Genomic DNA, 21,982 nt, shown 5'->3' on the forward strand with positions numbered 1-21,982 from the left:
CTGCGGGCGGTTGCGCGGGGATCAGGCCTGAGGCCATCAGGCGGCTTTCCGACCCGTTGCCGGCCTCATGTCGATGCCAGTTGAAAGCGACGGTCAGAGCAGGCCGGTTCGGCTCGCTCCTGGATGGTCGAGGCCTCTGCCATGCGCCACCCAGGCCAGTTCCGCCCGGCTGCCGAGCTGCAGCTTCTCGTAGACGTGATGCAGGTGCATCTTCACCGTGCCTTCGGATACGTGCAGCCGCTGCGCGATGGTCTTGTTGCGCAACCCGCGCGAGACGAGATTGGCGATTTCGGTCTCCCGCCCGGTCAGCCTGGACATCGGCTGGTGCTGCGTTTCCGGCATCAGCAGATGCTGGAGGATCTTGTTGTCGATCCACTTTTTGCCGCTCGCCACCGCAGTCACGCATTCGACGAGATAGCGATGGCTGATGCCGTCCAGAAGCAGGCCGTCGACGTCGAGCGCCTGTATTTCCTTGATATCGAGCCTGCCGGTAGGCTGCACGATGAAGATGATGCCGAGAGCGCCGTCGCTGGCTCTCAGCCGGGACGAAAGACCTGATGTCTGCGGGTCCACCACGTCCAGGCCGACGATGGCAATATCGGGCCGATGGCGCTCCACATGAAGGAGAACGTCAACCGCGCGGTGGCACTCGGCGACAACATCGTGGCCGGCCTTCCGCAACACCCACTCCAGACCGGCGAGATACACCCCCCGCGGGTCCGCGACAACCAAAGTCGACATACGAACACCGTCCGGTAAAGACGCAACGAACTTGGTTAAGTACCCGTTAAATCAGGAAACCAGAGCCTAGGCTGTTTGTCAAGTAATAGCTAATATAGTTATTGCTATGATAATAAGCCGATGCTGTCAGGCCGGCCAGCGCGGGATTGCGCATGCCGTCACCATGTTGCTCGGCGGACTGCCTTTTGATGGTGTGGCGCTTTTGATGGAGCGGAAAATTTTGGGCGGCGGGGGCAGCGGTGCAGCGTAAACGCTTGTACCGCTGCCCTTATCTTATTTTTGTGGGCTTAGATCCATCGAGAACCACTTTTCGGAGATCTTGGCCAACGTGCCGTCGGCGCGCATTTCGCCGACTGCCTTATCGAGTATTGCTTTGAGCTCAGGCTCTTCCTTGCGGATGCCTAGGCACACATTGGTGGCCATGATGCCGCCGGTGAGCAACGGGCCGCTTGCCTTCAACGCGCCACTGCTGCCCTTGGCGCGATCATTGACGAACACGACATTATCAAACTGACCGTCGATGCGGCCGCCTTCGAGGTCGAGGTGGCTTTGTTCGGCTGACTTGTAGGTCCGGACTTCGACAGCGCCGGCAAAGTTCTCTTCGACGAATTGCAACTGGCTCGTGGACAGGGATGCGCCAAGCGTCTTTCCCTTCAGCGCTTCCTTCAAATCGGCCACGGCCTTCTGGCCTTCCGGCGTATCGGTCGACAATCTCTCGCCTGTATGAGGCAGATTGGCGAGTGGGCCATCCGCGGGCACGAGGAAGGTGTTGGGCGTTATGACGTAGGGATCGGAGAAATCGATGACCTTGCGGCGCTCCGGATTGGGACCCATGGTCAGAACCACATCGAACTTCCCGGCCAGCAGTGACGGTATCTGGCTATCCCAATCCTGCACAACGATCTTGCAATCGAGCGCGGCACGTTTGCAGACTTCCTTCATGACGTCGAGATCGAGCCCTTCGACCTCGCCACCTGCATTTACGGAGTTGAATGGCGGGAAGGCGCCCTCGACACCAACGGTAACCGATTTCCAGTCCTTTGCCGTGGCGACGCCGCCCAGCAGAGGCAATGCGATGATGGCAAGCGCGGCTGCCAGCGATGATCTTGAGGTCATTGTTTTCTCGTTTTCGTTCCCAGGTTGAAGTTGGACCCCCGGTCACCTGGTAGAGGACCCCCGGGAAGTTCAGCGCCAACCTTGATCCGGCTTTCAGGGTCTGAAAAGCAGAATCACGTTCACATACATGAACCTTGTTCAGGTTTCTGCGATTCCGGCGTCAGGCGCAACCGGATTTGGCATGGCGTACGACATCCGCATGGGTGGCGAACCAGACCTTGCCGCGGTCGCGCATGTGAGCAACCAGCGCGTCGATGATCCAAATCCGCGATCGATGGCCGATGATGTCGGGATGCATGGTCAGCTGGAAGATGCCGCCCTCGTCAAAGGCGGCGTCGAACTCGGCGATGAAGATTTTCAAGATGTCATGCGGCGCGATCTGCGGCCGCAGCCCACCCCAACGATCCATCACCAGATAGGCGGCATCGTCACGGATCCATTCCACCGGCAATTCGATGACACCGCTGGGCTTGCCGTCCAGCAGAAGCTCATAACAATCGACATCGGCCATTAGCGACGAGTCGTAGAGCAGTCCCATCTCGGCGGTGATGCGCAAGGTGTTGTCGCTGAAATCCCACGAGGGGGTGCGAATGCCGACAGGACGCACGCCGGTGATCTGTTCCAGCGCGTCGGCCGCGCGCAATTGCAGGTCCCGCTCTGTCTGCGCATCCAGCAAGGTGTTGCGCTCGTGGATCCAGCCGTGCAGCCCGATCTCGTGACCGCTGGCGATGAGGTCTCGCTGCTCATCTGGATAATGGATCGCTGAAACCGCGGGGACGAAGAAGGTCGCTGGAATGCTTTCGCGTGCCAGCAGGCTGCGAATGCGCGGGATGCCTTGACGGGGACCGAACTGGCCTTGCGACAGGGCCGAGATCGAGCGGCCGCCATCGCGCAGTTCGAAGGTGTCGTGGTCGGAATCGAACGATAGCGCCACGGCGCAGGCGCCACCCTGCGGCCAGCTTTCAGGTTTGAAGCTTCGCCCGGCGCGGGCGCGATTCATGATCGTCTGCAACCGTTCTTCGGGCCAGGTCCAGGTCGGGATCGGCGTTTCGTTTGCGCTGCTCACAGGGTTGGTCCTCCACTGACGGACAAGGTCTGGCCGGCAATCCAGCTGGCCAGGGGCGAAGCCAGGAACAGCACGGCGTTGGAAATATCCTCGGGCAATCCGATACGCCGCAGAGGGATTGAATTGATCATCGCCTGCTGTCCCTCTTCGCCGTAGGACGCCCATTGCCGCTCGTAGTCGGGGCTGGTGCGCAGGAAGCCGGGGGCAACCGCATTGACGTTGATCCCGAACGGGCCGAGTTCATGAGCCAGCTGCCGTGTCAGGCTGATCAGGGCAGCCTTGGCGCTGGCATAGGCCTGGATGCCGGTGAGGCTGACGCCCAGGCCCGCACCGCTCGATATGTGGACGATCTTGCCGTTGCGCTTGCGCTTCATGGCCGGAACCACGGCCTTCGCGACAAGAAAGGCGCCGCGAACATTGACGTCGTAGATGCGGTCCCAGTCGCGAGCCGGGACATCCTCGACAGGCTTGCGGGCCTGGCCGAGAACGCCGCCGGCGACGTGCACGAAGATGTCGAAGCCAGGGTCGCCGGCGTGCCGCGCGACGACCTTGGCGATGTCGGCTTCGTTTGTGACGTCCATGCGTTCGCCGGCAAGCGAGCCGCCACGCGCAGGCCTTGCCTCGTCCAGCAACGGCTTCAACGCCTCTTCATCGATGTCGGTGGCAAGCACGGCCGCGCCGTTGGCGGCAAAGCTCTCACAGATCGAACGCCCGATGCCGCGCGCGGCGCCTGTCACCAGCACGCGCTGTCCCTCGAAATGAATGTCCATCTATTGATCTTTCGTCGTCGTTTCCTTGTAGCCGAGCCGGTAACTGAGCTCGGCCGCGTTCCTGATCACCGCGGCGATCATGCGATCGCGGCAGGTGTCGAAGCGGGGCGATATGGTTGCGATGTTGAGGGCCGCAACCACTTCACCGGTGGCGTCGCGGACTGGTGCCGCCACGCCCGATCCGCCGGTAATGGCCTCCTGGTCGCTGATGGCGTAGCCATTGTCGCGGGCCGCCTCGATGATCCTGCGGATCTGCACGCGGTCGATCACCGTGTGGTCGGTGATCTGCACGATACGTTCACGCGCCAGATAGGCCGCCACCTTGTCGGGTCGCCAATGCGAGAGAAGCACCCGCCCCATCGCGGTGCAAAAGGCGGGATCAGAGCCGGTCAGGTCGGAATCGAAGCGGATCGCGCGGTGGCTGACGCTCTTGGCCAAAAGCTTGACCCGTCCATCCTTGCGGCGTGCGCCGAGAAAGACTGTCTCGCCCTCTGTCTCGCGCAACGCATCCATCAGCGGCTGGGCGGTGGCGACCAGTTGCGCCTCGTTTCCGCTCGTCCAGCCCGGCCCGTTTCGGAAGGCATCGTGGATCCGGTAGGCGTCCGCCTCGTCGCGCAGGACATAGGCGCGCGACACGAGTGTCGCCAGGAGATTGAAGGTGCTGCTCTTGGGGTAGCCAAGCTCGGCGACGATGGTCTTCAGCGACAGCGCTTTCGGGGAACGCGCGAGAAGCTCCAGGATCTCAAGAACCCGGACCGCGGACTTGACGTCGGAATTACCATTTTTGTTCATATATGTGAACCATATTCCTATTGAAGAATATCGGCAGAGCCATACCATGCTCGGCAGATGTTGAAAAGGAGCAGTTTCGAGAATGCAGTCACAACATAAGACGGCCATTGTCACCGGCGCGGCGCGCGGGATCGGCAAGGCCTGCGCGCTGGATCTGGCTCGCTCGGGCTACAACATCGCCCTGGTCGATCTGCTCGAAAACGAGTTGGAGACGACGGCCGGCGAGATCGCAGCACTTGGCGTCGAGGCCGTGACCTTTGTCGCCGATGTGTCCAGCCATCAGCGGGCCGGCGAAGTCGTCAGCCAGGTGGTTGCCCGCTTCGGAGGTATCGATTTCCTGTTGAACAATGCCGGCAGATCCGCGCCGCAGGGAATTCTGGACATATCCGAAGACGAGTTCGATCGGGCGATCGGCACCAATCTGAAGAGCTGTTTCAACTATATCCAGCACACAGCGCCGCATATGCTGGAGCAGGGTGGTGGACGCATCGTGTCGATGTCGTCGCTGAACGCGCTTTCGGGCGGCGTCACGGCGGCGGTGAGCCGGTTCGCCTATGCCGCCGCCAAGGCGGGTATCCTCGGCATGACCCGGGCGCTCGCCAAGGAACTCGGACCGAACATCGCCATCAACGCGATCTGCCCCGGTGTCATTCGCACCGAGATCGATACCGACGTGACCGACCGCGCCGACGAAGTCATCAAGGGCATAGCACTTGGGCGCCTGGGCTGCGCCGACGACGTGGCGCGCCTGGTGACCTTCCTGGCGACATCGCAGCCGTGCTTCATGACCGGGCAGACGCTCACTGTTGACGGTTTCCAGTTCAACGTATGAGGTCAGGCCGGTCATGGACCGGGATGATGGGATAACGGCACATGGGATTTCTGGATCTGGTCGGCTTCGGGCCTGGAGGGTGGGGCAAAGCCCTGCTCCTGGCCGCGCTGGTGACGATCATGGTGGCGATGGCGGGCTTCGCGCTCGGCATCGTCATTGGCGGCCTGATTGCATGGGCAAAGCTTGCCGGCGGCATGACCGCTCGTGTCCTTGCCGACGTTTATACGACAGTGTTGCGCGGTGTTCCCGATCTTCTGGTCATCTACCTGTTCTATTTCGGTGGAAGCCTGCTTTTGTCGGCACTTTTCCGGCTCTGGAGTGACGGTGGCTTTGTCGGCGTCCCGCCTTTCATCGCCGGCGCCACGGCCATTGGCGTCGTCTCCGGCGCCTATCAGGCTGAAGTGTTTCGCGGCGCCTTTCGTAGTCTTTCGACAGGCGAGATCGAGGCCGGCAAGGCGATTGGCATGCATCGCCTGCTCTTGTTTCGCCGGATCATCGCGCCGCAGGTCGCGCGCCATGCCATACCCGGCATCGGCAATGTCTGGCAGATGACTTTGAAGGAATCGGCGCTGGTGTCGGTGACCGGACTGGTCGAGATCCTGCGCCAGGCGCAGATCGCCGCCGGCTCGACGCGCAAGCCGTTCGAATTCTACCTCATAGCCGCGGCTCTGTTCCTGGTCATCACCTGGATTTCGCAACGCATCTTCGACTTGCTGGAAAAACGGACCGCGCGAAACATGGTGCGGGAGGCGGTGTAGTGGACCTGCTTTTCATCCGAGACAGTTTCGTCGAGTTGCTGGCTGGTGTGCCGCTGACGCTGCAATTGACACTGATCGCCTTTTCCATCGGCGCGTTCATTGCCATCGTGCTGGCCTTGATGCGCATGTCGGGCATCCGGGGCCTGGACTGGGTGGCGCGGACTTATGTGTTCCTGTTTCGTGGCACGCCGCTGCTGGTTCAGATTTTCCTGATCTACTACGGCCTTGGGCAATTTCGCCCGACCTTGCAAGGCCTCGGCCTCTGGCAGTTTTTCCGTGAGCCTTACTGGTGTGCGATCCTGGCGCTGTCGCTCAACACCGCTGCCTATGGCAGTGAGATCTTGCGCGGTGCCTTGCGATCGGTCCCCTCACGGGAGGTAGAGGCGGCACGTGCGTGCGGCATGTCCGGGCTGCTGCTCTACCGCCGCATCGTTCTGCCAATCGCCCTGCGCCAGGCGCTACCTGCCTATGGCAACGAACTGATCCTGATGGTCAAGGCGACCTCGCTTGCGTCAATCATCACGATGATGGACGTGACCGGTATTGCCGCGCGCCTGATCTCTGCCAGCTATCGTCCCGTGGAAGTCTTCATCGCCGCGGGTGCGATCTATCTCGCCATCAATTTTCTCCTGACGCGACTGGTCGCCCTGCTCGACTGGTGGCTGACGCCGCATCTGCGCGCGCCGGCGGCGTCACCGAACACAATGGAGAAGGTCAATGTCTGACCAGACCGCCCTTTCAGTGCGCAACCTGCGCAAGCGTTTCGGTTCGCTCGAAGTGTTGAAGGATATTTCGTTCGATGCCAAAAAGGGCGAGGTGATCGCGATCCTTGGATCGTCGGGCTCCGGCAAGAGCACGCTGTTGCGTTGCATCAACCTGCTGGAGATGCCGAGCGCCGGCGAAATCGTCGTTGGCGGAGAGGCAGTAAAGCTCAAGCCGCAGCACGATGGCCTCGCTGTCGTCGATCGCCGACAGGTCGATGCGCTGCGCGCGCGCGTCGCCATGGTTTTCCAGAGCTTCAATCTCTGGTCACACATGACCATCCTGGAAAATCTGATCGAAGGGCCGGTCCATGTCCAGGGGCGCGCGCGCCGCGACTGCATCGTCGAGGCGGAAGCGCTGCTGACGAAGGTCGGCATCGCCGACAAGCGCGACGCCTATCCCGCGCATCTGTCGGGTGGCCAGCAACAGCGCGCCGCCATTGCGCGTGCCCTGGCGATGAAGCCTGAACTCATGCTGTTCGACGAGCCAACATCGGCGCTCGATCCCGAACGGGTGGGGGAAGTGCTCAGGGTGATGCGTGCCTTGGCGGATGAAGGCCGAACCATGGTGATCGTCACCCACGAGATGGCCTTCGCGCGCGATGTCGCTAGCCGGGTGATCTTCCTGCACGAGGGCATGATTGAAGAGGATGGTCCGGCAAGGGAAGTGTTCGAGAAACCGAAATCGACCCGGTTCCAGAGGTTCATTTCCACGAACCGCGGTGAGGGAGACTGAACTGCCCGGAATACGTGAACAACCCTTGGCCATACTTCGACAGGAAGAGAACACCGCCTCCATGACCACCGACAAGACTGGCGCCATTTCCACTTGGCTCGATGAACAGGCGCCCGCCATGCTCGCTCTGCTTGGCGAACTGGTCGATATTGATTCCGGTTCCTATGACAAGGCTGGCGTCGACCGTGTCGGCGCACGCCTTGTCCGGTTCTATGCGGAGCATTCGATAGACGTCACGACGGTCGCTGTCGCCGATTTCGGCGACATCCTGCGCGCAACGACTGGTCCTGTCCGCCACGGTGCCGGGCGCCGTAACTATCTCATGATGGGTCACCGCGACACCGTGTTCGGCAAGGGTGAGGCGGCGCGCCGCCCGTTCACCACCCGGGACGGCCGCGCCTATGGGCCGGGTGTCGCCGACATGAAGGGCGGCCTCGTCATGAACGCTTTCGTCATGGCTGCGCTGAAGCGCTTTGCGCCCGAGATTCCCGTGGTCTCCTTGATGACCGGCGACGAGGAAGTCGGCTCGGCGACAGCGCGATCCTCTATCGAGGCGGAAGCGAAATGCGCCGTCGCCGTCTTCAATTCCGAACCCGGCCGCGTCAGCGGCAACATCGTCACCGGTCGCAAGGGCGGCTTCAGCTATCGTTTCGACATTACCGGCAAGGCGGCACATTCCGGTGTCAATTTCACCGAAGGCGCCAGCGCCATCGCCGAACTGGCCCACAAGATCAACGCGCTGCATGCACTCACCAATGTCGAGGACGGCATGACGCTCAATGTCGGCCTTGTCGGCGGCGGCGTATCGGTCAACACGGTTGCGCCAACAGCCAGTGGCGAAGTGGATGTTCGGTTCGTCACCAACGCCCAGCGTGACACTTTGATAGAGGCGATCGATGCCATCATGGCAACTTCGTCCGTATCGGGGACCAGCACGAAAGCCGTTCGCGACAGCGACTTCTTCCCGCTCGTTCCGACACCGCAAAGCGAGGAGTTGACCAGCCGTTACCTCGAGATCGCAAGGACTATCGGCCTCGATATTGCCGGCGAGTTCACCGGCGGCTGTGCCGATTCCGGCTTTGCCGCAAGCGCCGGCGCGCCGACGATTTGCGGCGTCGGTCCGGTCGGCGGCAAGGCACATACGGAGGAAGAATACATCGAAATCGCCACCCTTGCGCAGCGGGCACGGGTGGCGGCGCTTACCATTTGCGCCATGGCGCAATAGCGAAGGCCGCTTCCATCGACGCAGCGCAGAGGCAGGCCCGCAGACCTCGATCCACGCAGCCGTGCTTAAAGACGGGCTTTTGTGCTGCGCGGGGTGGCCAGCAGCAGGCTCGTCTCGCTGCCGGTGATACCGGGCACTAGACGAATCCGGCGCAACACCGCATCGAACTCGGTGAGGGTTGCCGTGTTGAGCTCGACCACCAGATCCCAGCGGCCATTGGTCGTATGAATCGTAGCGACTTCCGCAAAGCCGCCAAGAGCGCGGATCACCCGATCGGCCGCATGGCCTTCGATCTCGATCATCATGATGCCCCTGACAGCCGAGCTGATCGCTTCGGCGCGCAAGATGACCGTATAGCCAATGATCTCGCCGGACTGTTCAAGCCGCTCCATTCGCGAGCGTGCCGTGGCGCGCGACACGCCAAGATCCGCCGCCAGGTCGGAGATGCTCCGCCGCGCGCTGTGGCGCAGGAGCGTGATGAGTTTCTGGTCGAGAGAATCCATAATTGTCCAATATGGCAGCCTGATATCTCAAAACGATAACTCCTACTGCTGGTTTTGCCAATCAGCTCTATTCATTCTGCCGGCAGCATACGGTTCAACACCCCCTTGGCCTCATAGAGGGAGAGTGCTTGCATGAACTGCAACATATTGGGTGCGCCGGTGCAGGACGGCGCCGGCCGAATGGGCTGCGAAATGGGACCGAGCGCCTTGCGGACGGCGGGGCTGGTCGGCGCCCTCAGGGACCTTGGCCATGCGGTTGCTGATCTTGGCGCCGTTGCGCCGGCGCCGGTGCGTCCGATCGCCCATGGCAACCTGGCGCTGAAGGCGCTGCCGGAGATTTCAGCGTGGACGGCGGGCATCGCGGATGCAGCCTATGCCGCCAGCGCCGACGCCATGCCGATCTTTCTCGGCGGAGATCACTCCATCTCCGCTGGAACCCTGTCGGGACTGGCCCGTCGCGCGGCACAAACCGGCAGGCCGCTATTCGTGCTGTGGCTCGACGCGCATCCCGATTTTCACACGCTCGACACCACCGCCAGCGGCAATTTGCATGGCGTGCCACTTGCCTACGCCAGCGGCCAGCCGGGCTTCCACGGCTATTTTCCCGACTTGCCGAAGCAGGTCGACCCAGCTCGCATCTGCACATTGGGCATCCGCAGCGTCGACCCGGCCGAGCGACAGGCGCTGCGCGCCGCCGGCGTCACCGTGCACGACATGCGCGCCATCGACGAACACGGTATCGCGACGCTTCTGGGCGCTTTCCTCGACCGGGTAACGGCCGAGAATGGCCTTCTGCACGTTAGCCTCGACGTCGACTTTCTTGATCCATCGATCGCTCCCGCCGTCGGCACCACGGTTCCTGGCGGGGCGACGTTTCGCGAAGCGCATCTGGTCATGGAGATGCTCTCGGACAGCGGCCTGGTCAGCAGTCTCGACCTTGTCGAACTCAACCCCTTTCTCGACGAGCGCGGCCGCACGGCCACGCTGATGGTCGACCTGACGGCAAGCCTGATGGGCCGCCGTATCATGGACCGGCCCACCAGGAGCTTTTGATTGATGACCGCCAGACTGAACATCGTCCCCTTCGTCAGCGTCGACCACATGATGAAGCTGGTGCTTGCCATCGGCGTCGAGCGCTTCCTCATCGACCTCGCAGCTTATATCGAGGAGGACTTCCGCCGCTGGGCACTGTTCGACAAGACGCCGCGCGTCGCCTCGCACAGCATCGACGGCGTCATCGAACTGATGCCGACGAGTGACGGCCGCCTCTACGGCTTCAAATACGTCAACGGCCACCCCAAGAACATGCGTGAGGGCCGCCAGACGGTGACCGCCTTCGGCGTCCTGGCCGATGTCGGCAACGGCTATCCGATGCTGCTCTCCGAGATGACCATCCTGACTGCCTTGCGCACGGCGGCAACGTCGGCGGTCGCCGCAAAATACCTGGCGCCGAAGGGCGCGGACTGCATGGCCATCATAGGCAACGGCGCCCAGTCGGAATTCCAGGCCCTCGCCTTCAAGGCGCTGCTCGGCGTCAACAAGCTGCGCCTCTACGACATCGACCCGGCGGCCACGCGCAAATGCGCGGACAATCTGGCAGGGCTGGGGTTCGAGATCACCTCCTGCGCTTCCGCGCATGCCGCCGTCGAAGGGGCGCAGATCATCACCACGGTTACCGCCGACAAACAGTATGCGACGATCCTCACCGACAACATGGTCGGCAGCGGCGTCCACATCAACGCGGTCGGCGGCGACTGTCCGGGCAAGACGGAACTCCATCGTGACATCCTGCTGCGTTCGCAGATATTTGTCGAATACACTCCGCAGACACGCATCGAGGGTGAAATCCAGCAGCTCGATCCGGATCATCCCGTCGTCGAATTGTGGGAGGTGATGGCTGGAACGGCTGAGGGGCGCAGCAACAACCAGGCAGTGACGCTGTTCGACTCCGTTGGCTTCGCCACAGAGGATTTCTCCGCTCTCCGCTACGTGCGCGACCAACTCGCCAATACCGGCCTTTACGAGGAGTTGGATCTCCTTGCCGATCCCGATGAGCCGCGCGACCTCTTTGGGATGCTTTTGCGCGCGGCAAGGCAAGACTGAAACTGCTGTGCGGACTGCCGCGCGTCGGCCATGCGATTTCTTTCGGCATATCCGACAACAAGCGCGGTATGCTGGGGAACGCGCGGTGGCCGAGGAGCGCCGCAGGGCAATATCCCACTATGACGTACGATAGTGGGTTTAGGGTGGTAGCGGGAGAGCGCTACGGACGGGTCACGCTGGATATCGTCGCGGCCGGCCTTCCTTCTCCCAGTCAAAGTACTGGGCAAGCTGTTCCGCCGTCTGTTCCTGACCCGGCTGGTCGCGCTGCACGACGCCAGTCGGCTCGCCTTCTTCGGATCGGCGGCCATGCCTAGCCTCGATCCTCAGGCAGAGCGACCGGACCAAAACCGCGATCGGCTCGAATACGGGGGAAGGTATGTCAGCAGATTTCCAGCCGCGCCTACGATATGGTCAGGACCTTTCGAGCATATACACCCGACCTTTGGCGCAGGTACGCGCAAGAGTGCGAGACGACGTTGGGCGCCGCGGCTTGCAGATGATTGACCGAGAAGGCGCTTACGCTTGGTCACAAAGAGCTTTGGAGCGCCGGATATTCATGGCGGCAGCTAGGTTCAACTGGTCCGCGCCTATGTCGGGCAAATCTTTTCGGCAATTGCTATCGCGCTAGAGGACGGCGTCAGCTCAGGCGGTCTTCATTCCTGTGACATTCGCGCCACAGTGGCGCGAAAAAGCGAGGCAAGCCGAATGCGACCCGGCCACGCGCCTATACGCACTGCCGCTTTCCGGCAGTGCAATGAAATCAACCACTAAACTTGACAAAACGACACATCTTTTATTTCCGCACAATGGCGTGACGGCCTCCGAGCGGAGCCCACGCTGGAAACGATCTAAAACATTGTCGTTGCAGCATTATTGCCGAAGGCTATTACCTGATGGCCGTTGGTTCCCGATTGGGGGCGTTCGGGTTGTTGCAATGACCGCGTTGTTGAAGTGGGGAGAGGATAGCCGACCGCCAGTGCCTCCTTACGCTGGAAGGATTGGTGTCTCATGAAGGAGGGAGAGGGTCGGCATGGCGTCTATTTGGCCCATCGTTCGGCATTGATCGAGTATGCGACGCCCATCCTCGGTTCGCGCGAGGCCGCCGAGGATATCGTGCAGGATGCGTTTCTGAGATTCGTACCTGTCAAGGCCCACGTAGGCTCCCCTGAGCAGACCCTTGCCTATCTCTACCGCATCGTGCGGAACCTCGCGTTCGATGTGCTCAAGCACCGGAAGGTCGAAAAGCGCGCAAGTGACAGCAACGCGCCATTCTGGACCTTCCCACGCGCCGATCCGACGCCCGAGCAGTCCCTGCTGTTCTGCGATCAGGTCCGTGTCGTCTCTGATATCCTTTCCACGCTTCCCGATAAGATGCGCGTGGCGCTGGAAATGCACCGTTTCGGCGGCTTTACGCTCGAAGAGGTCGCCGAGCATCTGGACATATCCGTTGCCACCGCCCACCGACATGTCCGCTCTGCGTTGCTCACTGTCGCTTCCCGCCTGGATCGTGGTGACTGCTGACACGCTATCCGTGTCGTGAAAAAAATCCACCTGCTGATCGTCTTTCGGAGTGAACCGGATAAGAGTGAACGTTGGCGGCGGCGAAAGACCACGACAGGAATGATGTTGGCTGAAGACGAGAAACCTGACTCAGCGCTGGAAGAGGCGATGGATTGGCTCCTTCGTCTGCAGGATGCGCGGCACGATCCCGAAACCTCTCGCCAGTTCGAGATCTGGCGTTCTCGATCCGACGCCAACGCACACGCCTGGAGCACGGCGCGCAGGACATGGCAGCTCGTGGGTGAGGTCCCGCCGGCTCATGAACATCTCTGGAGCACGAGCGCTGCGACCACCTCCCGAAAAGGCCACCGCGACCGTGGCATAGACACGGGCAATGCGCGGCGACGGAACTGGACATCCTGGGCCGCCGGCGCTGCCGTGGCCGCATTTGTCGGCATATCCTTGGCCGTCTCCGGACCGTCGATGCTGTTGCGCGTCGAAGCCGATTATCTAACCACCACGGCCGAAATCCGGACTGTCACTCTCGATGACGGCACCGTCGTCACCCTCGGCGCCGACAGCGCCATCGCATCGGATGCCAACAGAAATGCCCGCCGCGTGCGCCTTCTTGCGGGCGAGGCGTTCTTCGACGTCGCGCACGATGCTTCGCGGCCATTCGTAGTCGATGCCGGTGGGGTGGACGTGACGGTGCTCGGCACCGCCTTCAACGTACAGCTCTCCAGCGTCGTCACGACCGTCGAACTTGCGCGTGGCGCTGTCGGCGTTGCTTACAATCAGGCCGGCAGAAATGAGGATGCAACATTGGCGCCGGGAGAGATGATCGCGGTCGATCGGCATACGGGAGCGATGGTGAAGGGCAAGATCGCCCCGGAAGACATCGCAGCTTGGCGCACCGGACAGCTCTTCGTAAACGGCGCGACCATCGGCTCCGTGGTCGAGCAGGTGCGGCGCTACCACCCCGCGTGGATTACGATTCCCGACGAGGACCTCGCCACCCAGCGTGTCACGGGTCTCTACGACCTCAGCGATCCCGATCGCGCCTTGCGTGCGCTGGTCCAGCCTTATGGCGGGCACGTGCGGGAAGTCTCTCCCTATCTGCGGGTTTTGTCGCGGTTCTGATCGGCAGATCGCGAACAGGGAAAAAATTTGGCGCCCGTGAAAAAAATCTTCGATCTGGTCGTCTTTGGGTCGGGAAGCGCATGCGTGGACAATGCGCCGCATACCGGAGACTGGGGCAGATGCGTTCGCAGGAAAGTCGAAATGAATTTAGACCAAAGAACAGAAACCTGAAGGCAGCACTTGCTGCACGGCTTCTTGCGACCGCCGCGCTCATCGGACTCTCTGCGTATGCGCTGCGACCCGAACCTGCCACCGCGCAGACGGCAACGGAGATGAATGCCGTCCACACCTTCAACATTCCAGCGCAGCCTCTTGCAAGTGCCCTGAATGCATTTGGTCGCCAGTCCAGCTTGCAAGTGACGCTGGCGTCATCGACGACGCAGGGGCTGACATCCCGCGCCGTCAATGGCAGCTTCACTCGACAGCAAGCCTTGACGCAGATGCTCGAGGGAACGGGAATCCCCTTCCGAATTACGGCCGACCGCACGGCATTTGTCGGGCAGCAAGCCTCCGCTGGCAGCGAAGCCGTGGCTGCGGATGGATCCCTTGTCCTCGACACGATCAACGTTACCGGCAAGGGCGATAGGCTCGCGGCCTCCGGTTCCGGCTTCCAGGGCACGCCGGACTGGGTCTACGAGACGCCGGCGGCTGTCAGCGTGATTTCCCGTGAGGCGATAGAGGACACCCCGAGTCGCAATGCGCGCGATCTGTTCGACGCCGTGGCCGGCGTCTATGCCAACCGCTCCGAAGCGCAGGACCCCGGTATCAACGTCAACATACGCGGCCTGCAGGACCAGGACCGCATCGGCATGATGATCGATGGCGCGCGGCAGAACTTCCAGAGCTCCGGTCATGGGGCCACCCAGCGGACCTATGTCGATACCGCCTTCATCCGCAAGATCGATATCGAGAAGAGCAGCACGTCCGGCGTCGGCAGCCTCGGTACGCTTGGCGGCTTCGTCAATTTCCGTACCATCGAGGCGGACGATTTGATCGAGCCCGGTCGGAACTGGGGCGCAGAATTGAACGGCACGACCGGAACCAACGGCTTTAATTTCGATGGTTCGGCAGCCGCCGCGGTTCGCATTTCCGACAGCTTCTCGGTCCTCGGCGGCATCAGCTACAAGGACATCGGTGCCTACGAAGTCGGCAAGAACGGCAGCGTCGATCTCGGCGCGACCTATAATGGAGACACCATGCTGTTCTCCGGCCAGGAGGTCATGTCGACGATCCTGAAAGCCGAGGCGGACCTCACTGACGACCTCAAGCTCACGCTTGGATGGGTGCACAACACGTCAGAATTCCACACCGGCAATTATGACACCATATTTTTCGAGGGAGCCCTCCTGGAGTCTACCCAGAGGATTGCCAACGACACCTTCACATCCGCCCTCGACTGGGATCCGGACAGCGATCTTATCGATCTGAAGGCGCGCTTCTACTATAACCAGACCGAGAATGACGATAGCGGTACCCTTCTGCTCGACGAGGGTCCCTCGAACTACAAGATGGCAACCTTTGGCGGCAGCATCGAGAACGTCAGCCGCATCGATACCAATCTCGGGCTATTGTCGTTTAACTACGGTGCGGAAGCGTTCCACGATGATGGCGAGACCACGGTGCCGTCTGTTGTCGAGAATGGCGTGGACTACACGGATGCGCTCACCGGCGGCATGCCGAGTGGGAAACGCGATGTTGCCGGCGGCTTCGTCAACGCCAAGCTCGAGCACGGCGACTGGCTGACCGTCGAGGGCGGGCTGCGCTATGACTGGTACCGCATCTCGGGAACCACCACGATCTTCGGCAATCCGACGCGCGACATCATCAGCTACACTCTTGTTCCGGGAACCCCTCCATTCTGTAACGCCCGGGGGTGTACTGGGGGGACCCCGGACAGGTGGGTTCCGGTGTATGGGCCGGAATATTATCCGGCCTACGCCCTCGACGTCGACCGCGCCGTCGGAGAGTTGCTACCGACCGCCACGGTGGCCATCAACGTCACCGACTGGCTGCAGCCCTTCGTCAAATACTCGAAAAGCTTTCGCCCGCCGACCATCATGGAATCCTTCCTCAACAGCGGCCACTCCGGTGTCATGAACGGCTATTCGCCGAACCCCTATCTCGAGCCCGAGCGCGCTGACACCTATGAGATCGGCGCCAACATCTCCCGCGAAGGGCTGTTCAAGGATGATGACAGCTTTCGCCTGAAGGTGGTCGGCTTCTACCGGAACATCGAGGACTACATCGCGCTTGGCACAATCGATAATCAGGAAGCTGACCGGCGATATACAAGTTACGTAAATCTGAACGGCACGACGGTGATGAAAGGTGTCGAGGTTGAGGCCAGTTACGACGCCCGGTCGTGGTATCTGGGGGGCACGTTCACTTATAACGACGCCAATTGGCCCGAGACTTACAACGCCAATGGCAAAATCCGCTATTTAGGCCCGGAGACGCCGGTCCTGTTCGTCCAGCCGGAGATCCGGTTCGTGATCGATGGCGGCGTGCGGCTGTTCGACGAGAAGCTGACCCTTGGTGGGCGTGTAACCCATGTCGGCCAGACAGAGCCCACGTTCGGATCGCTGCAGAACAACTACAAGCTCGACGCCTATACCGTCTACGACCTCTATGGCTCGTTTGAGCTCACCGACACGTCGACGGCGCGCTTCAATATCAGCAACCTGACGGACGTTGCCTATGTCTCCGCGCTCGGCGCCAACTACTACGCCATGCCCGGCAGGACGTTCACGGCGTCGCTGAACATCAAGTTCTGAAACTCCTCCTTTAAGGTCCGCAGTATGACGATGATCGATGTTGAAGAACCAGTTGACCTCAGCCGCGCGAAGCGTCTTAAGCAGCGCACACACGCGACGCATGGACGCCTCGATCAGGCGATCATGGCGGTCGAGCCGTTTGTGAGCCGCGAGCGCTACGGATTGTTTGTGAAGGTCCAGCATGGCTTCCACAGACAGATTGACGCGCTTTATGTCGATCCGGAGTTGGATCGACTACTGCCCGACCTTGCCGGCCGCCGTCGGCTTCGTCTGATCGAGCAGGACCTTGAAGATCTCGATGTCGCTGTTCCGGCTCCAGATGCCTCGCGGGCATTTGCCGCTGACGGCGTGGTGGACATTCCGACTGCGCTTGGCTGGCTCTATGTGGCGGAAGGCTCCAATCTCGGCGCGGCGTTCCTGCTGAAGGAGGCGGCGAAGCTCGGGCTGTCGGAGAGTTTCGGCGCCCGGCATCTGGCCGCCGCTCCGGAAGGGCGGGGGGTCAACTGGCGGACCTTCGTGGCGGCGCTCGACGCGATACGCCTGTCCGATCGGGACGAGGCCGGCGTCATCGCCGGCACGGAAGCAGCCTTCCGACACGTCCACAGCCTTGTCGAGGAGACGTTCGGATGAAGACAGCCTGCCATATGAGACGACCGTCAGTACGATGAAGGCAGCACGGCATCTCCGTCAGCCCATGCTGGCATCGTTTTTCATCGCGTCCGGTCACTGCCGCACCACGCAGGGCTCCTGCCCGTGAACACTACCCTGTCGCACGCGCCCACATTGCGCCCGGCCTGACGGAAGAAGAACGATCATGACATATCAGAAGGCAAGCTGCGCCGAAGGAGATAGCGACCACCCTATTTGTGGCCGGTTGCCTGTCCGCCTTGCCGGGGCCGCTCTGCTGTTGCTGTCCGTGGCCTTTGCCGATCAGGCCCGGACCCAAGAGGCCGCGCCTGCGCTGACGAGCACAGAAGGCCCGGCCTTGCCGCCGGTCGAGGCGCAGGCAGGGCCGGAGACAAGTGGACCGGCGGACAGGTTACAGTCCGCACCGGTTCAGCAAGATGCAGAATCCGGCACTGCCGCGCAGAATGCGCCTGCGGCTGCAGGGGCGGCGGCTTCGCAGCCTGCTCCCACCGATGCGGCGACGAACGTCGGTAACGAGGGACAGATGCCGATCAAGACCACAGCGCCCAGGGACAGCGGCGGCACCGTTGTCGCTCCATCCTCGTCTCCGGCGGGTGCTTCTGCCGATGCTGCCGTGAACGAGTCTGCTTCCCCATCCGGTGGGGAACCAACACCATCGCTGCTCGACGATCCGGCCGGCGCGGTTTCGCAGATGCTGGCGCTAGCAGAGCGTCGCGCCGACCTGCCGCACGACCTGTCGCCGTGGGGGATGTTCATGGCGGCCGATAGGGTGGTGAAGACAGTGATGATCGGACTAGCCCTCGCCTCGCTGGTGACATGGACCGTCTGGCTGGCGAAGTCGCTGGAGCTGGCGACCGCGAAGATGCGCGTGCGCCGTGGGCTGAAGACCATCATCGCTGCCGACAGCCTTGCGCAGGCGGGGCGAACGCTCGGCAGGCGCAGGGATTGGGCGGCGTTGCTGGTACAGGCTGCCGAGCACGAGATGCGCCGCTCGGCGGGCGCCCTCGACCATGCCGGCGGGCAAGGGCTGCGACAGCGCATCGCCTCGCACCTGTCGCGCATCGAGGCGCAGGCGGGGCGCCGCATGACGAAAGGCACTGGTGTTCTTGCCACCATAGGGTCGACTACCCCCTTCGTTGGCCTGTTCGGCACGGTGTGGGGCATCATGAACTCCTTCATCGGCATCAGCGAAGCGCAGACGACCAACCTGGCCGTGGTAGCGCCCGGCATCGCCGAAGCGCTGCTCTCGACTGCTCTCGGCCTGGTCGCGGCGATCCCGGCGGTTGTGATCTACAATGTGTTTGCCAGGACCATCGCCGGCTACCGGCACCTGCTGGCGGATGCGGCCGCGGGCGTCGAGCGGCTGGCCAGCCGCGACCTCGACTATCGGATGGTGCCGGCCGTGGAACCCGCCCGGCGCTCGCAGGCGGCGGAATAGCGCCATGGCCGGAAGCCTCAGAGCCAGCACCGAACATGACGAGCTGGAAGAGAACCACGAGATCAACGTCACCCCCTTCATCGACGTGATCCTGGTGCTGCTCATCATCTTCATGGTGGCGGCGCCGCTTGCCACCGTCGACGTGAACATCGACTTGCCGGCCTCGACGGCCAAGCCGCTGCGGCGTCCCGACGAGCCGCTCTACCTGACGCTGAAGGAGGATCTGACGCTTGCCGTCGGCAACGATCCCGTGGCGCGCGAGGCGCTGGGTTCCGCGCTCGATGGAGTCACCGAAGGCGACCTCGAGACGCGCATCTTCCTGCGCGCCGACCAGTCGGTCGACTACGGCGAACTGATGAAGGTGATGAACCTTTTGCGCACAGCCGGCTATCTCAGGGTCGCGCTGGTCGGGCTGGAGAGCGTTCCCGCCACGCCCCCCGCCGCGTCGTCAGCCCCGGGCGCCGCAAAGCCAGAAACGCCGGCATCGCCAGACGGGCAGCGATGAGCGCTTCCGCCGATATCGTCCATGCGCATGCGCTTCACCGGCTGTCCTCGTGCGAGGCCCTTCTGTGGGCCTTCGCCGCCGTCGTGATCCTGCTCGCCCATGTCGGCGGGGTGGCATGGGCACTGCGGGAACCCCTGGTCATGCCTGCCGACGAGGCTCCCCCGGCCGCCATCATGATCGAGCTGGCTCCCGAGCCGGAAGCGGTGATGACCGAGGCGAACGAGGTCTCTCCCGATCAGCAGAGCGCTGAACAGAGCCAGCCTGCCGAACAGGTGCAGACGCTGGAGGAAACACCGCCCGAAAAGCCTGTCGAAGAGGGGGCTGTATCGGAACGTGTCGAGGAGGTGACAGAGGTCGCGGAAGTCGTCGAGCCCGAACCGCAGGTCGAGCCGGAGCAGGTCGCGACAGCCGAACCCGTGGAGGAGATCGTCGAGGAAGAGACCGAACTGGTGGATAGCGAGATCCTTGCGCAGATCGACAGCGTCGAAGTGCCTCTACCCGAGGCAAAGCCGCCTCTAGAGGAGCAGGAAGTCGTGACCCGTCAGCAACCGGCGAAGACGCGGCCGGTAGTCAGGAAGAAGGAGACACCGAAGGGGAAGCCCTCACGGCAGCGGCAGCAGGAGCAGGCCGCCTCGACGGCGGCGTCCGAGGCACAGGCACAAGTCAAGCAGTCCAGTCGCAACGCTGCCCGGCAAACGGCCTCCGGTCTGTCCTCCTCAGTCTCTCCCGCCCGCTGGCAGTCGCGGCTGATGGCGCATCTGGAGCGGCGCAAGCGCTATCCTTCGGGCGCGAAGTCGCGCCGCGAGCAGGGCATCGCATATGTGCGCTTCCGCATCGACGACGCCGGCAACGTGCTATCCGTATCGCTCGCTCGCTCATCGGGCTTCGCCGAACTCGACAACGAGGTGCTCTCGCTCGTGCGCCGCGCCTCCCCAGTCCCCCCACCGCCATCAGGCGTCAACAAGACCATCACCGCGCCCGTCAGATTCAGTAGCAGGTGAACGGATAACTGACTGAGCTCCTTTATGCATCGTCGATCAGCTGGGCACACTGCTTGGCACCGCGCGCGCTGCAGACAGGGCTGGCCGAGGGCATTGCTAGTGGCGATCCGAATCTGCAGAGGCAATGCGGGACTTGATCGAAACCGTGACCGTGTTTCGAGATCCATCAAGGCTCGGCGGAGTCGAAGTAGAAATCGCCGGACGTCTAACGGCACTCCTAGGGGAGAAAGCCTTCCCCAACGGCGTCAGTGCGTCGGGGGGTATGGTGGTAGCGGGAGAGGGACTTGAACCCCCGACCCCAGGATTATGATTCCCGTGCTCTAACCAACTGAGCTACCCCGCCAGGGCGGCGAAAGGCCCGAAATCCGCCTCAAATCGAAAGGCATGTCGGGGGCGTTCGCCAAGGTCGCGCGGATATAAGGTTGGGAGGGTGAGCCTGTCAAGCTTCGAAGCAACCGGCTTGCCGGCTTATCGTCATTATCGAAAAGCTTTGCCGCGCCGACATTTGGTTGCTGCCGCCGGGGTTGAGTTCGAGGGGGCACGTCGCTATGTCTCGGCCACGAGTTTTTAGAGTTTGAAACAGATGAAGCCGCGCATTGCAGTCCTCGGTTGCGGATACTGGGGCAGCAACCACATCCGCACCCTCAAGGCGCTCGGCGCGCTGTACGCGGTCTCCGACACCAACCGGGCCCGTGCCGAAGGCTTCGCCAGCGAGCAGGACTGCCTGGCGATCGAGCCGGACCAGTTGTTCGTCCGTGACGATATCGACGCCATCGTCATGGCACTGCCGCCGCAATTCCATGCCGACCTTGCCGTGCGTGCCGTCGAGGCCGGCAAGGACGTGCTGGTGGAAAAGCCGATCGCGCTGACGGTTGCCGACGCCGAGCGTGCGGTGCAGGCGGCCAAGGACAATGGCCGCGTCTTCATGGTCGGCCACGTCCTGCGTTTCCATCCCGCCTTCGAGACGCTGAAGGGGCTGATCGACAAGGGCGAACTTGGTGAAGTCCGCTACATCCATTCGCACCGGCTCGGCCTCGGCAAGTTCCACACCGAAAACGACGCGCTGTGGGACCTGGCGCCGCACGATTTGTCGATGATCCTGGCCATCACCGGCACAGAGCCGATTGAAGTGCGCGGCGAGGGGGCCGCCCTGCTCGACAATCTCAGCGACTTCGCGCATCTGCACATGCGCTTTCCCAACGGCCTTCGCAGCCACCTCTTCACCTCGCGTCTCAATCCCTATCGCGAGCGGCGGCTGACCGTGGTCGGCACCAAGGCGATGGCGGTGTTCGACGATGTCGAGCCATGGGAACGCAAGCTTGCCGTCTACCGCCATGCGGTGTGGCAGGACAGCGGCCAATGGGCCTTCACCACCAATGAGCCGTCCTATGTCGCGGTTGCCCAGGGCATGCCGCTGACGCGCGAGCTTGAGCATTTCATCCAGTGCATCGAGACGCGTGCCGAACCGCGCACCAGCGGCGAGGAAGCGATCAGGGTGCTGCGCATCCTGACTGCCGGCACGGTCACCCACACCAAATCCTGACGGACCCAAACGCCGGCCGCGTTCGTCGCC

21 protein-coding genes, 1 tRNA gene and 1 pseudogene are annotated in these 21,982 nt (G+C 62.4%); 16 read left to right on the top strand and 7 right to left on the bottom strand.

Features of this window, described 5'->3' with window-relative positions; genetic code table 11:
• Positions 1-93 precede the first annotated feature (93 nt).
• The 5 genes from ACZ89F_RS02240 to ACZ89F_RS02260 form a co-directional block, all read right to left on the bottom strand.
• On the bottom strand, positions 94-684 hold the full coding sequence (locus tag ACZ89F_RS02240; RefSeq protein WP_476097197.1) for a LuxR C-terminal-related transcriptional regulator: 591 nt from the start codon (positions 682-684) through the stop codon (positions 94-96).
• Between the two features lie 330 nt (positions 685-1,014).
• Positions 1,015-1,857 carry a transporter substrate-binding domain-containing protein gene (locus ACZ89F_RS02245; protein WP_476090214.1) on the bottom strand — a complete coding sequence of 281 codons (843 nt, stop codon included), beginning with the start codon at positions 1,855-1,857 and terminating at the stop codon, positions 1,015-1,017.
• Between the two features lie 160 nt (positions 1,858-2,017).
• The gene (locus ACZ89F_RS02250; protein ID WP_476090215.1) at positions 2,018-2,923 is read right to left on the bottom strand and encodes a polysaccharide deacetylase family protein; all 906 of its coding nucleotides are present in this window, start codon (positions 2,921-2,923) and stop codon (positions 2,018-2,020) included.
• Positions 2,920-3,693 (bottom strand): SDR family NAD(P)-dependent oxidoreductase, encoded by a 774-nt coding sequence (locus tag ACZ89F_RS02255; RefSeq protein WP_476090216.1) that lies wholly within the window; start codon positions 3,691-3,693, stop codon positions 2,920-2,922. Before ACZ89F_RS02255 ends, ACZ89F_RS02250 begins: the two co-directional genes overlap by 4 nt.
• Entirely contained in the window at positions 3,694-4,485 is a 792-nt protein-coding gene (locus ACZ89F_RS02260; protein WP_476090217.1) for an IclR family transcriptional regulator, read from the bottom strand.
• An 82-nt stretch (positions 4,486-4,567) separates the two neighbouring features.
• Here ACZ89F_RS02260 and ACZ89F_RS02265 point away from each other — a divergent pair, with 82 nt between their 5' ends.
• The 5 genes from ACZ89F_RS02265 to ACZ89F_RS02285 all read left to right on the top strand — a co-directional run bounded on the left by ACZ89F_RS02265 (position 4,568) and on the right by ACZ89F_RS02285 (position 8,797).
• Positions 4,568-5,317, top strand: a complete 750-nt coding sequence (locus tag ACZ89F_RS02265; RefSeq protein WP_476090218.1) for an SDR family NAD(P)-dependent oxidoreductase — start codon at positions 4,568-4,570, stop codon at positions 5,315-5,317.
• A 41-nt stretch (positions 5,318-5,358) separates the two neighbouring features.
• On the top strand, positions 5,359-6,075 hold the full coding sequence (locus ACZ89F_RS02270) for an ABC transporter permease (protein ID WP_476090219.1): 717 nt from the start codon (positions 5,359-5,361) through the stop codon (positions 6,073-6,075).
• Positions 6,075-6,800, top strand: a complete 726-nt coding sequence (locus ACZ89F_RS02275; RefSeq protein WP_476090220.1) for an ABC transporter permease — start codon at positions 6,075-6,077, stop codon at positions 6,798-6,800. The genes ACZ89F_RS02270 and ACZ89F_RS02275 overlap by 1 nt, the downstream gene beginning before the upstream one ends.
• Complete coding sequence (locus ACZ89F_RS02280; protein WP_476090221.1) at positions 6,793-7,572, top strand: ABC transporter ATP-binding protein; 780 nt, start codon at positions 6,793-6,795, stop codon at positions 7,570-7,572. The genes ACZ89F_RS02275 and ACZ89F_RS02280 overlap by 8 nt, the downstream gene beginning before the upstream one ends.
• Positions 7,573-7,633: 61 nt before the next feature.
• On the top strand, positions 7,634-8,797 hold the full coding sequence (locus ACZ89F_RS02285) for a M20 family metallopeptidase (RefSeq protein WP_476090222.1): 1,164 nt from the start codon (positions 7,634-7,636) through the stop codon (positions 8,795-8,797).
• Between the two features lie 65 nt (positions 8,798-8,862).
• Here ACZ89F_RS02285 and ACZ89F_RS02290 read toward each other — a convergent pair whose 3' ends face one another.
• Positions 8,863-9,300, bottom strand: coding sequence for an Lrp/AsnC family transcriptional regulator (locus ACZ89F_RS02290; protein ID WP_109670139.1), 438 nt, complete (start codon positions 9,298-9,300; stop codon positions 8,863-8,865).
• Between the two features lie 132 nt (positions 9,301-9,432).
• On the opposite strand from ACZ89F_RS02290, the gene rocF reads away from it, so the two are divergent.
• From rocF to ACZ89F_RS02340, 10 genes and pseudogenes are all read left to right on the top strand, one after another.
• Positions 9,433-10,353 carry an arginase gene (gene rocF, locus ACZ89F_RS02295; protein ID WP_476090223.1) on the top strand — a complete coding sequence of 307 codons (921 nt, stop codon included), beginning with the start codon at positions 9,433-9,435 and terminating at the stop codon, positions 10,351-10,353.
• Between the two features lie 3 nt (positions 10,354-10,356).
• Positions 10,357-11,403: an ornithine cyclodeaminase gene (locus ACZ89F_RS02300; protein ID WP_476090224.1), complete on the top strand. Its 1,047-nt coding sequence runs from the start codon at positions 10,357-10,359 to the stop codon at positions 11,401-11,403.
• Between the two features lie 159 nt (positions 11,404-11,562).
• A pseudogene (locus ACZ89F_RS02305) lies at positions 11,563-11,709 on the top strand (IS91 family transposase); the annotation flags it as partial.
• A 702-nt stretch (positions 11,710-12,411) separates the two neighbouring features.
• The gene (locus tag ACZ89F_RS02310) at positions 12,412-12,924 is read left to right on the top strand and encodes an RNA polymerase sigma factor (protein ID WP_476090225.1); all 513 of its coding nucleotides are present in this window, start codon (positions 12,412-12,414) and stop codon (positions 12,922-12,924) included.
• Between the two features lie 15 nt (positions 12,925-12,939).
• Positions 12,940-14,043 carry a FecR family protein gene (locus ACZ89F_RS02315; RefSeq protein ID WP_476090226.1) on the top strand — a complete coding sequence of 368 codons (1,104 nt, stop codon included), beginning with the start codon at positions 12,940-12,942 and terminating at the stop codon, positions 14,041-14,043.
• 272 nt (positions 14,044-14,315) lie between these two features.
• The gene (locus ACZ89F_RS02320) at positions 14,316-16,817 is read left to right on the top strand and encodes a TonB-dependent receptor (protein ID WP_476090227.1); all 2,502 of its coding nucleotides are present in this window, start codon (positions 14,316-14,318) and stop codon (positions 16,815-16,817) included.
• Between the two features lie 24 nt (positions 16,818-16,841).
• Entirely contained in the window at positions 16,842-17,447 is a 606-nt protein-coding gene (locus ACZ89F_RS02325) for a biliverdin-producing heme oxygenase (protein WP_476090228.1), read from the top strand.
• A gap of 541 nt (positions 17,448-17,988) precedes the next feature.
• On the top strand, positions 17,989-18,903 hold the full coding sequence (exbB, locus tag ACZ89F_RS02330) for a tonB-system energizer ExbB (protein ID WP_476090229.1): 915 nt from the start codon (positions 17,989-17,991) through the stop codon (positions 18,901-18,903).
• Positions 18,904-18,907: 4 nt separating this feature from the next.
• Positions 18,908-19,408, top strand: a complete 501-nt coding sequence (gene exbD / locus ACZ89F_RS02335; protein WP_476090230.1) for a TonB system transport protein ExbD — start codon at positions 18,908-18,910, stop codon at positions 19,406-19,408.
• The gene (locus ACZ89F_RS02340) at positions 19,405-20,409 is read left to right on the top strand and encodes an energy transducer TonB (RefSeq protein WP_476090231.1); all 1,005 of its coding nucleotides are present in this window, start codon (positions 19,405-19,407) and stop codon (positions 20,407-20,409) included. Before exbD ends, ACZ89F_RS02340 begins: the two co-directional genes overlap by 4 nt.
• Positions 20,410-20,675: 266 nt before the next feature.
• Here the strand turns inward: ACZ89F_RS02340 and ACZ89F_RS02345 are convergent.
• Positions 20,676-20,752 (bottom strand) — tRNA-Met (locus ACZ89F_RS02345).
• Positions 20,753-20,992: 240 nt separating this feature from the next.
• Here ACZ89F_RS02345 and ACZ89F_RS02350 point away from each other — a divergent pair.
• On the top strand, positions 20,993-21,952 hold the full coding sequence (locus tag ACZ89F_RS02350; protein ID WP_476090232.1) for a Gfo/Idh/MocA family protein: 960 nt from the start codon (positions 20,993-20,995) through the stop codon (positions 21,950-21,952).
• The last annotated feature ends 30 nt before the right edge of the window (positions 21,953-21,982 follow it).

This window comes from Mesorhizobium sp. USDA 3734 (assembly GCF_056279665.1).

Coding starts and splice junctions, on each gene's coding strand:
- ACZ89F_RS02245 (WP_476090214.1), bottom strand. CDS start 1,857: ATGACCTCAAGATCATCGCTGGCAGCCGCGCTTGCCATCATCGCATTG.
- ACZ89F_RS02255 (WP_476090216.1), bottom strand. CDS start 3,693: ATGGACATTCATTTCGAGGGACAGCGCGTGCTGGTGACAGGCGCCGCG.
- ACZ89F_RS02260 (WP_476090217.1), bottom strand. CDS start 4,485: ATGAACAAAAATGGTAATTCCGACGTCAAGTCCGCGGTCCGGGTTCTT.
- ACZ89F_RS02265 (WP_476090218.1), top strand. CDS start 4,568: ATGCAGTCACAACATAAGACGGCCATTGTCACCGGCGCGGCGCGCGGG.
- ACZ89F_RS02270 (WP_476090219.1), top strand. CDS start 5,359: ATGGGATTTCTGGATCTGGTCGGCTTCGGGCCTGGAGGGTGGGGCAAA.
- ACZ89F_RS02280 (WP_476090221.1), top strand. CDS start 6,793: ATGTCTGACCAGACCGCCCTTTCAGTGCGCAACCTGCGCAAGCGTTTC.
- ACZ89F_RS02285 (WP_476090222.1), top strand. CDS start 7,634: ATGACCACCGACAAGACTGGCGCCATTTCCACTTGGCTCGATGAACAG.
- ACZ89F_RS02290 (WP_109670139.1), bottom strand. CDS start 9,300: ATGGATTCTCTCGACCAGAAACTCATCACGCTCCTGCGCCACAGCGCG.
- rocF (WP_476090223.1), top strand. CDS start 9,433: ATGAACTGCAACATATTGGGTGCGCCGGTGCAGGACGGCGCCGGCCGA.
- ACZ89F_RS02300 (WP_476090224.1), top strand. CDS start 10,357: ATGACCGCCAGACTGAACATCGTCCCCTTCGTCAGCGTCGACCACATG.
- ACZ89F_RS02310 (WP_476090225.1), top strand. CDS start 12,412: ATGAAGGAGGGAGAGGGTCGGCATGGCGTCTATTTGGCCCATCGTTCG.
- ACZ89F_RS02320 (WP_476090227.1), top strand. CDS start 14,316: ATGAATGCCGTCCACACCTTCAACATTCCAGCGCAGCCTCTTGCAAGT.
- ACZ89F_RS02325 (WP_476090228.1), top strand. CDS start 16,842: ATGACGATGATCGATGTTGAAGAACCAGTTGACCTCAGCCGCGCGAAG.
- exbB (WP_476090229.1), top strand. CDS start 17,989: ATGCCGATCAAGACCACAGCGCCCAGGGACAGCGGCGGCACCGTTGTC.
- exbD (WP_476090230.1), top strand. CDS start 18,908: ATGGCCGGAAGCCTCAGAGCCAGCACCGAACATGACGAGCTGGAAGAG.
- ACZ89F_RS02340 (WP_476090231.1), top strand. CDS start 19,405: ATGAGCGCTTCCGCCGATATCGTCCATGCGCATGCGCTTCACCGGCTG.
- ACZ89F_RS02350 (WP_476090232.1), top strand. CDS start 20,993: ATGAAGCCGCGCATTGCAGTCCTCGGTTGCGGATACTGGGGCAGCAAC.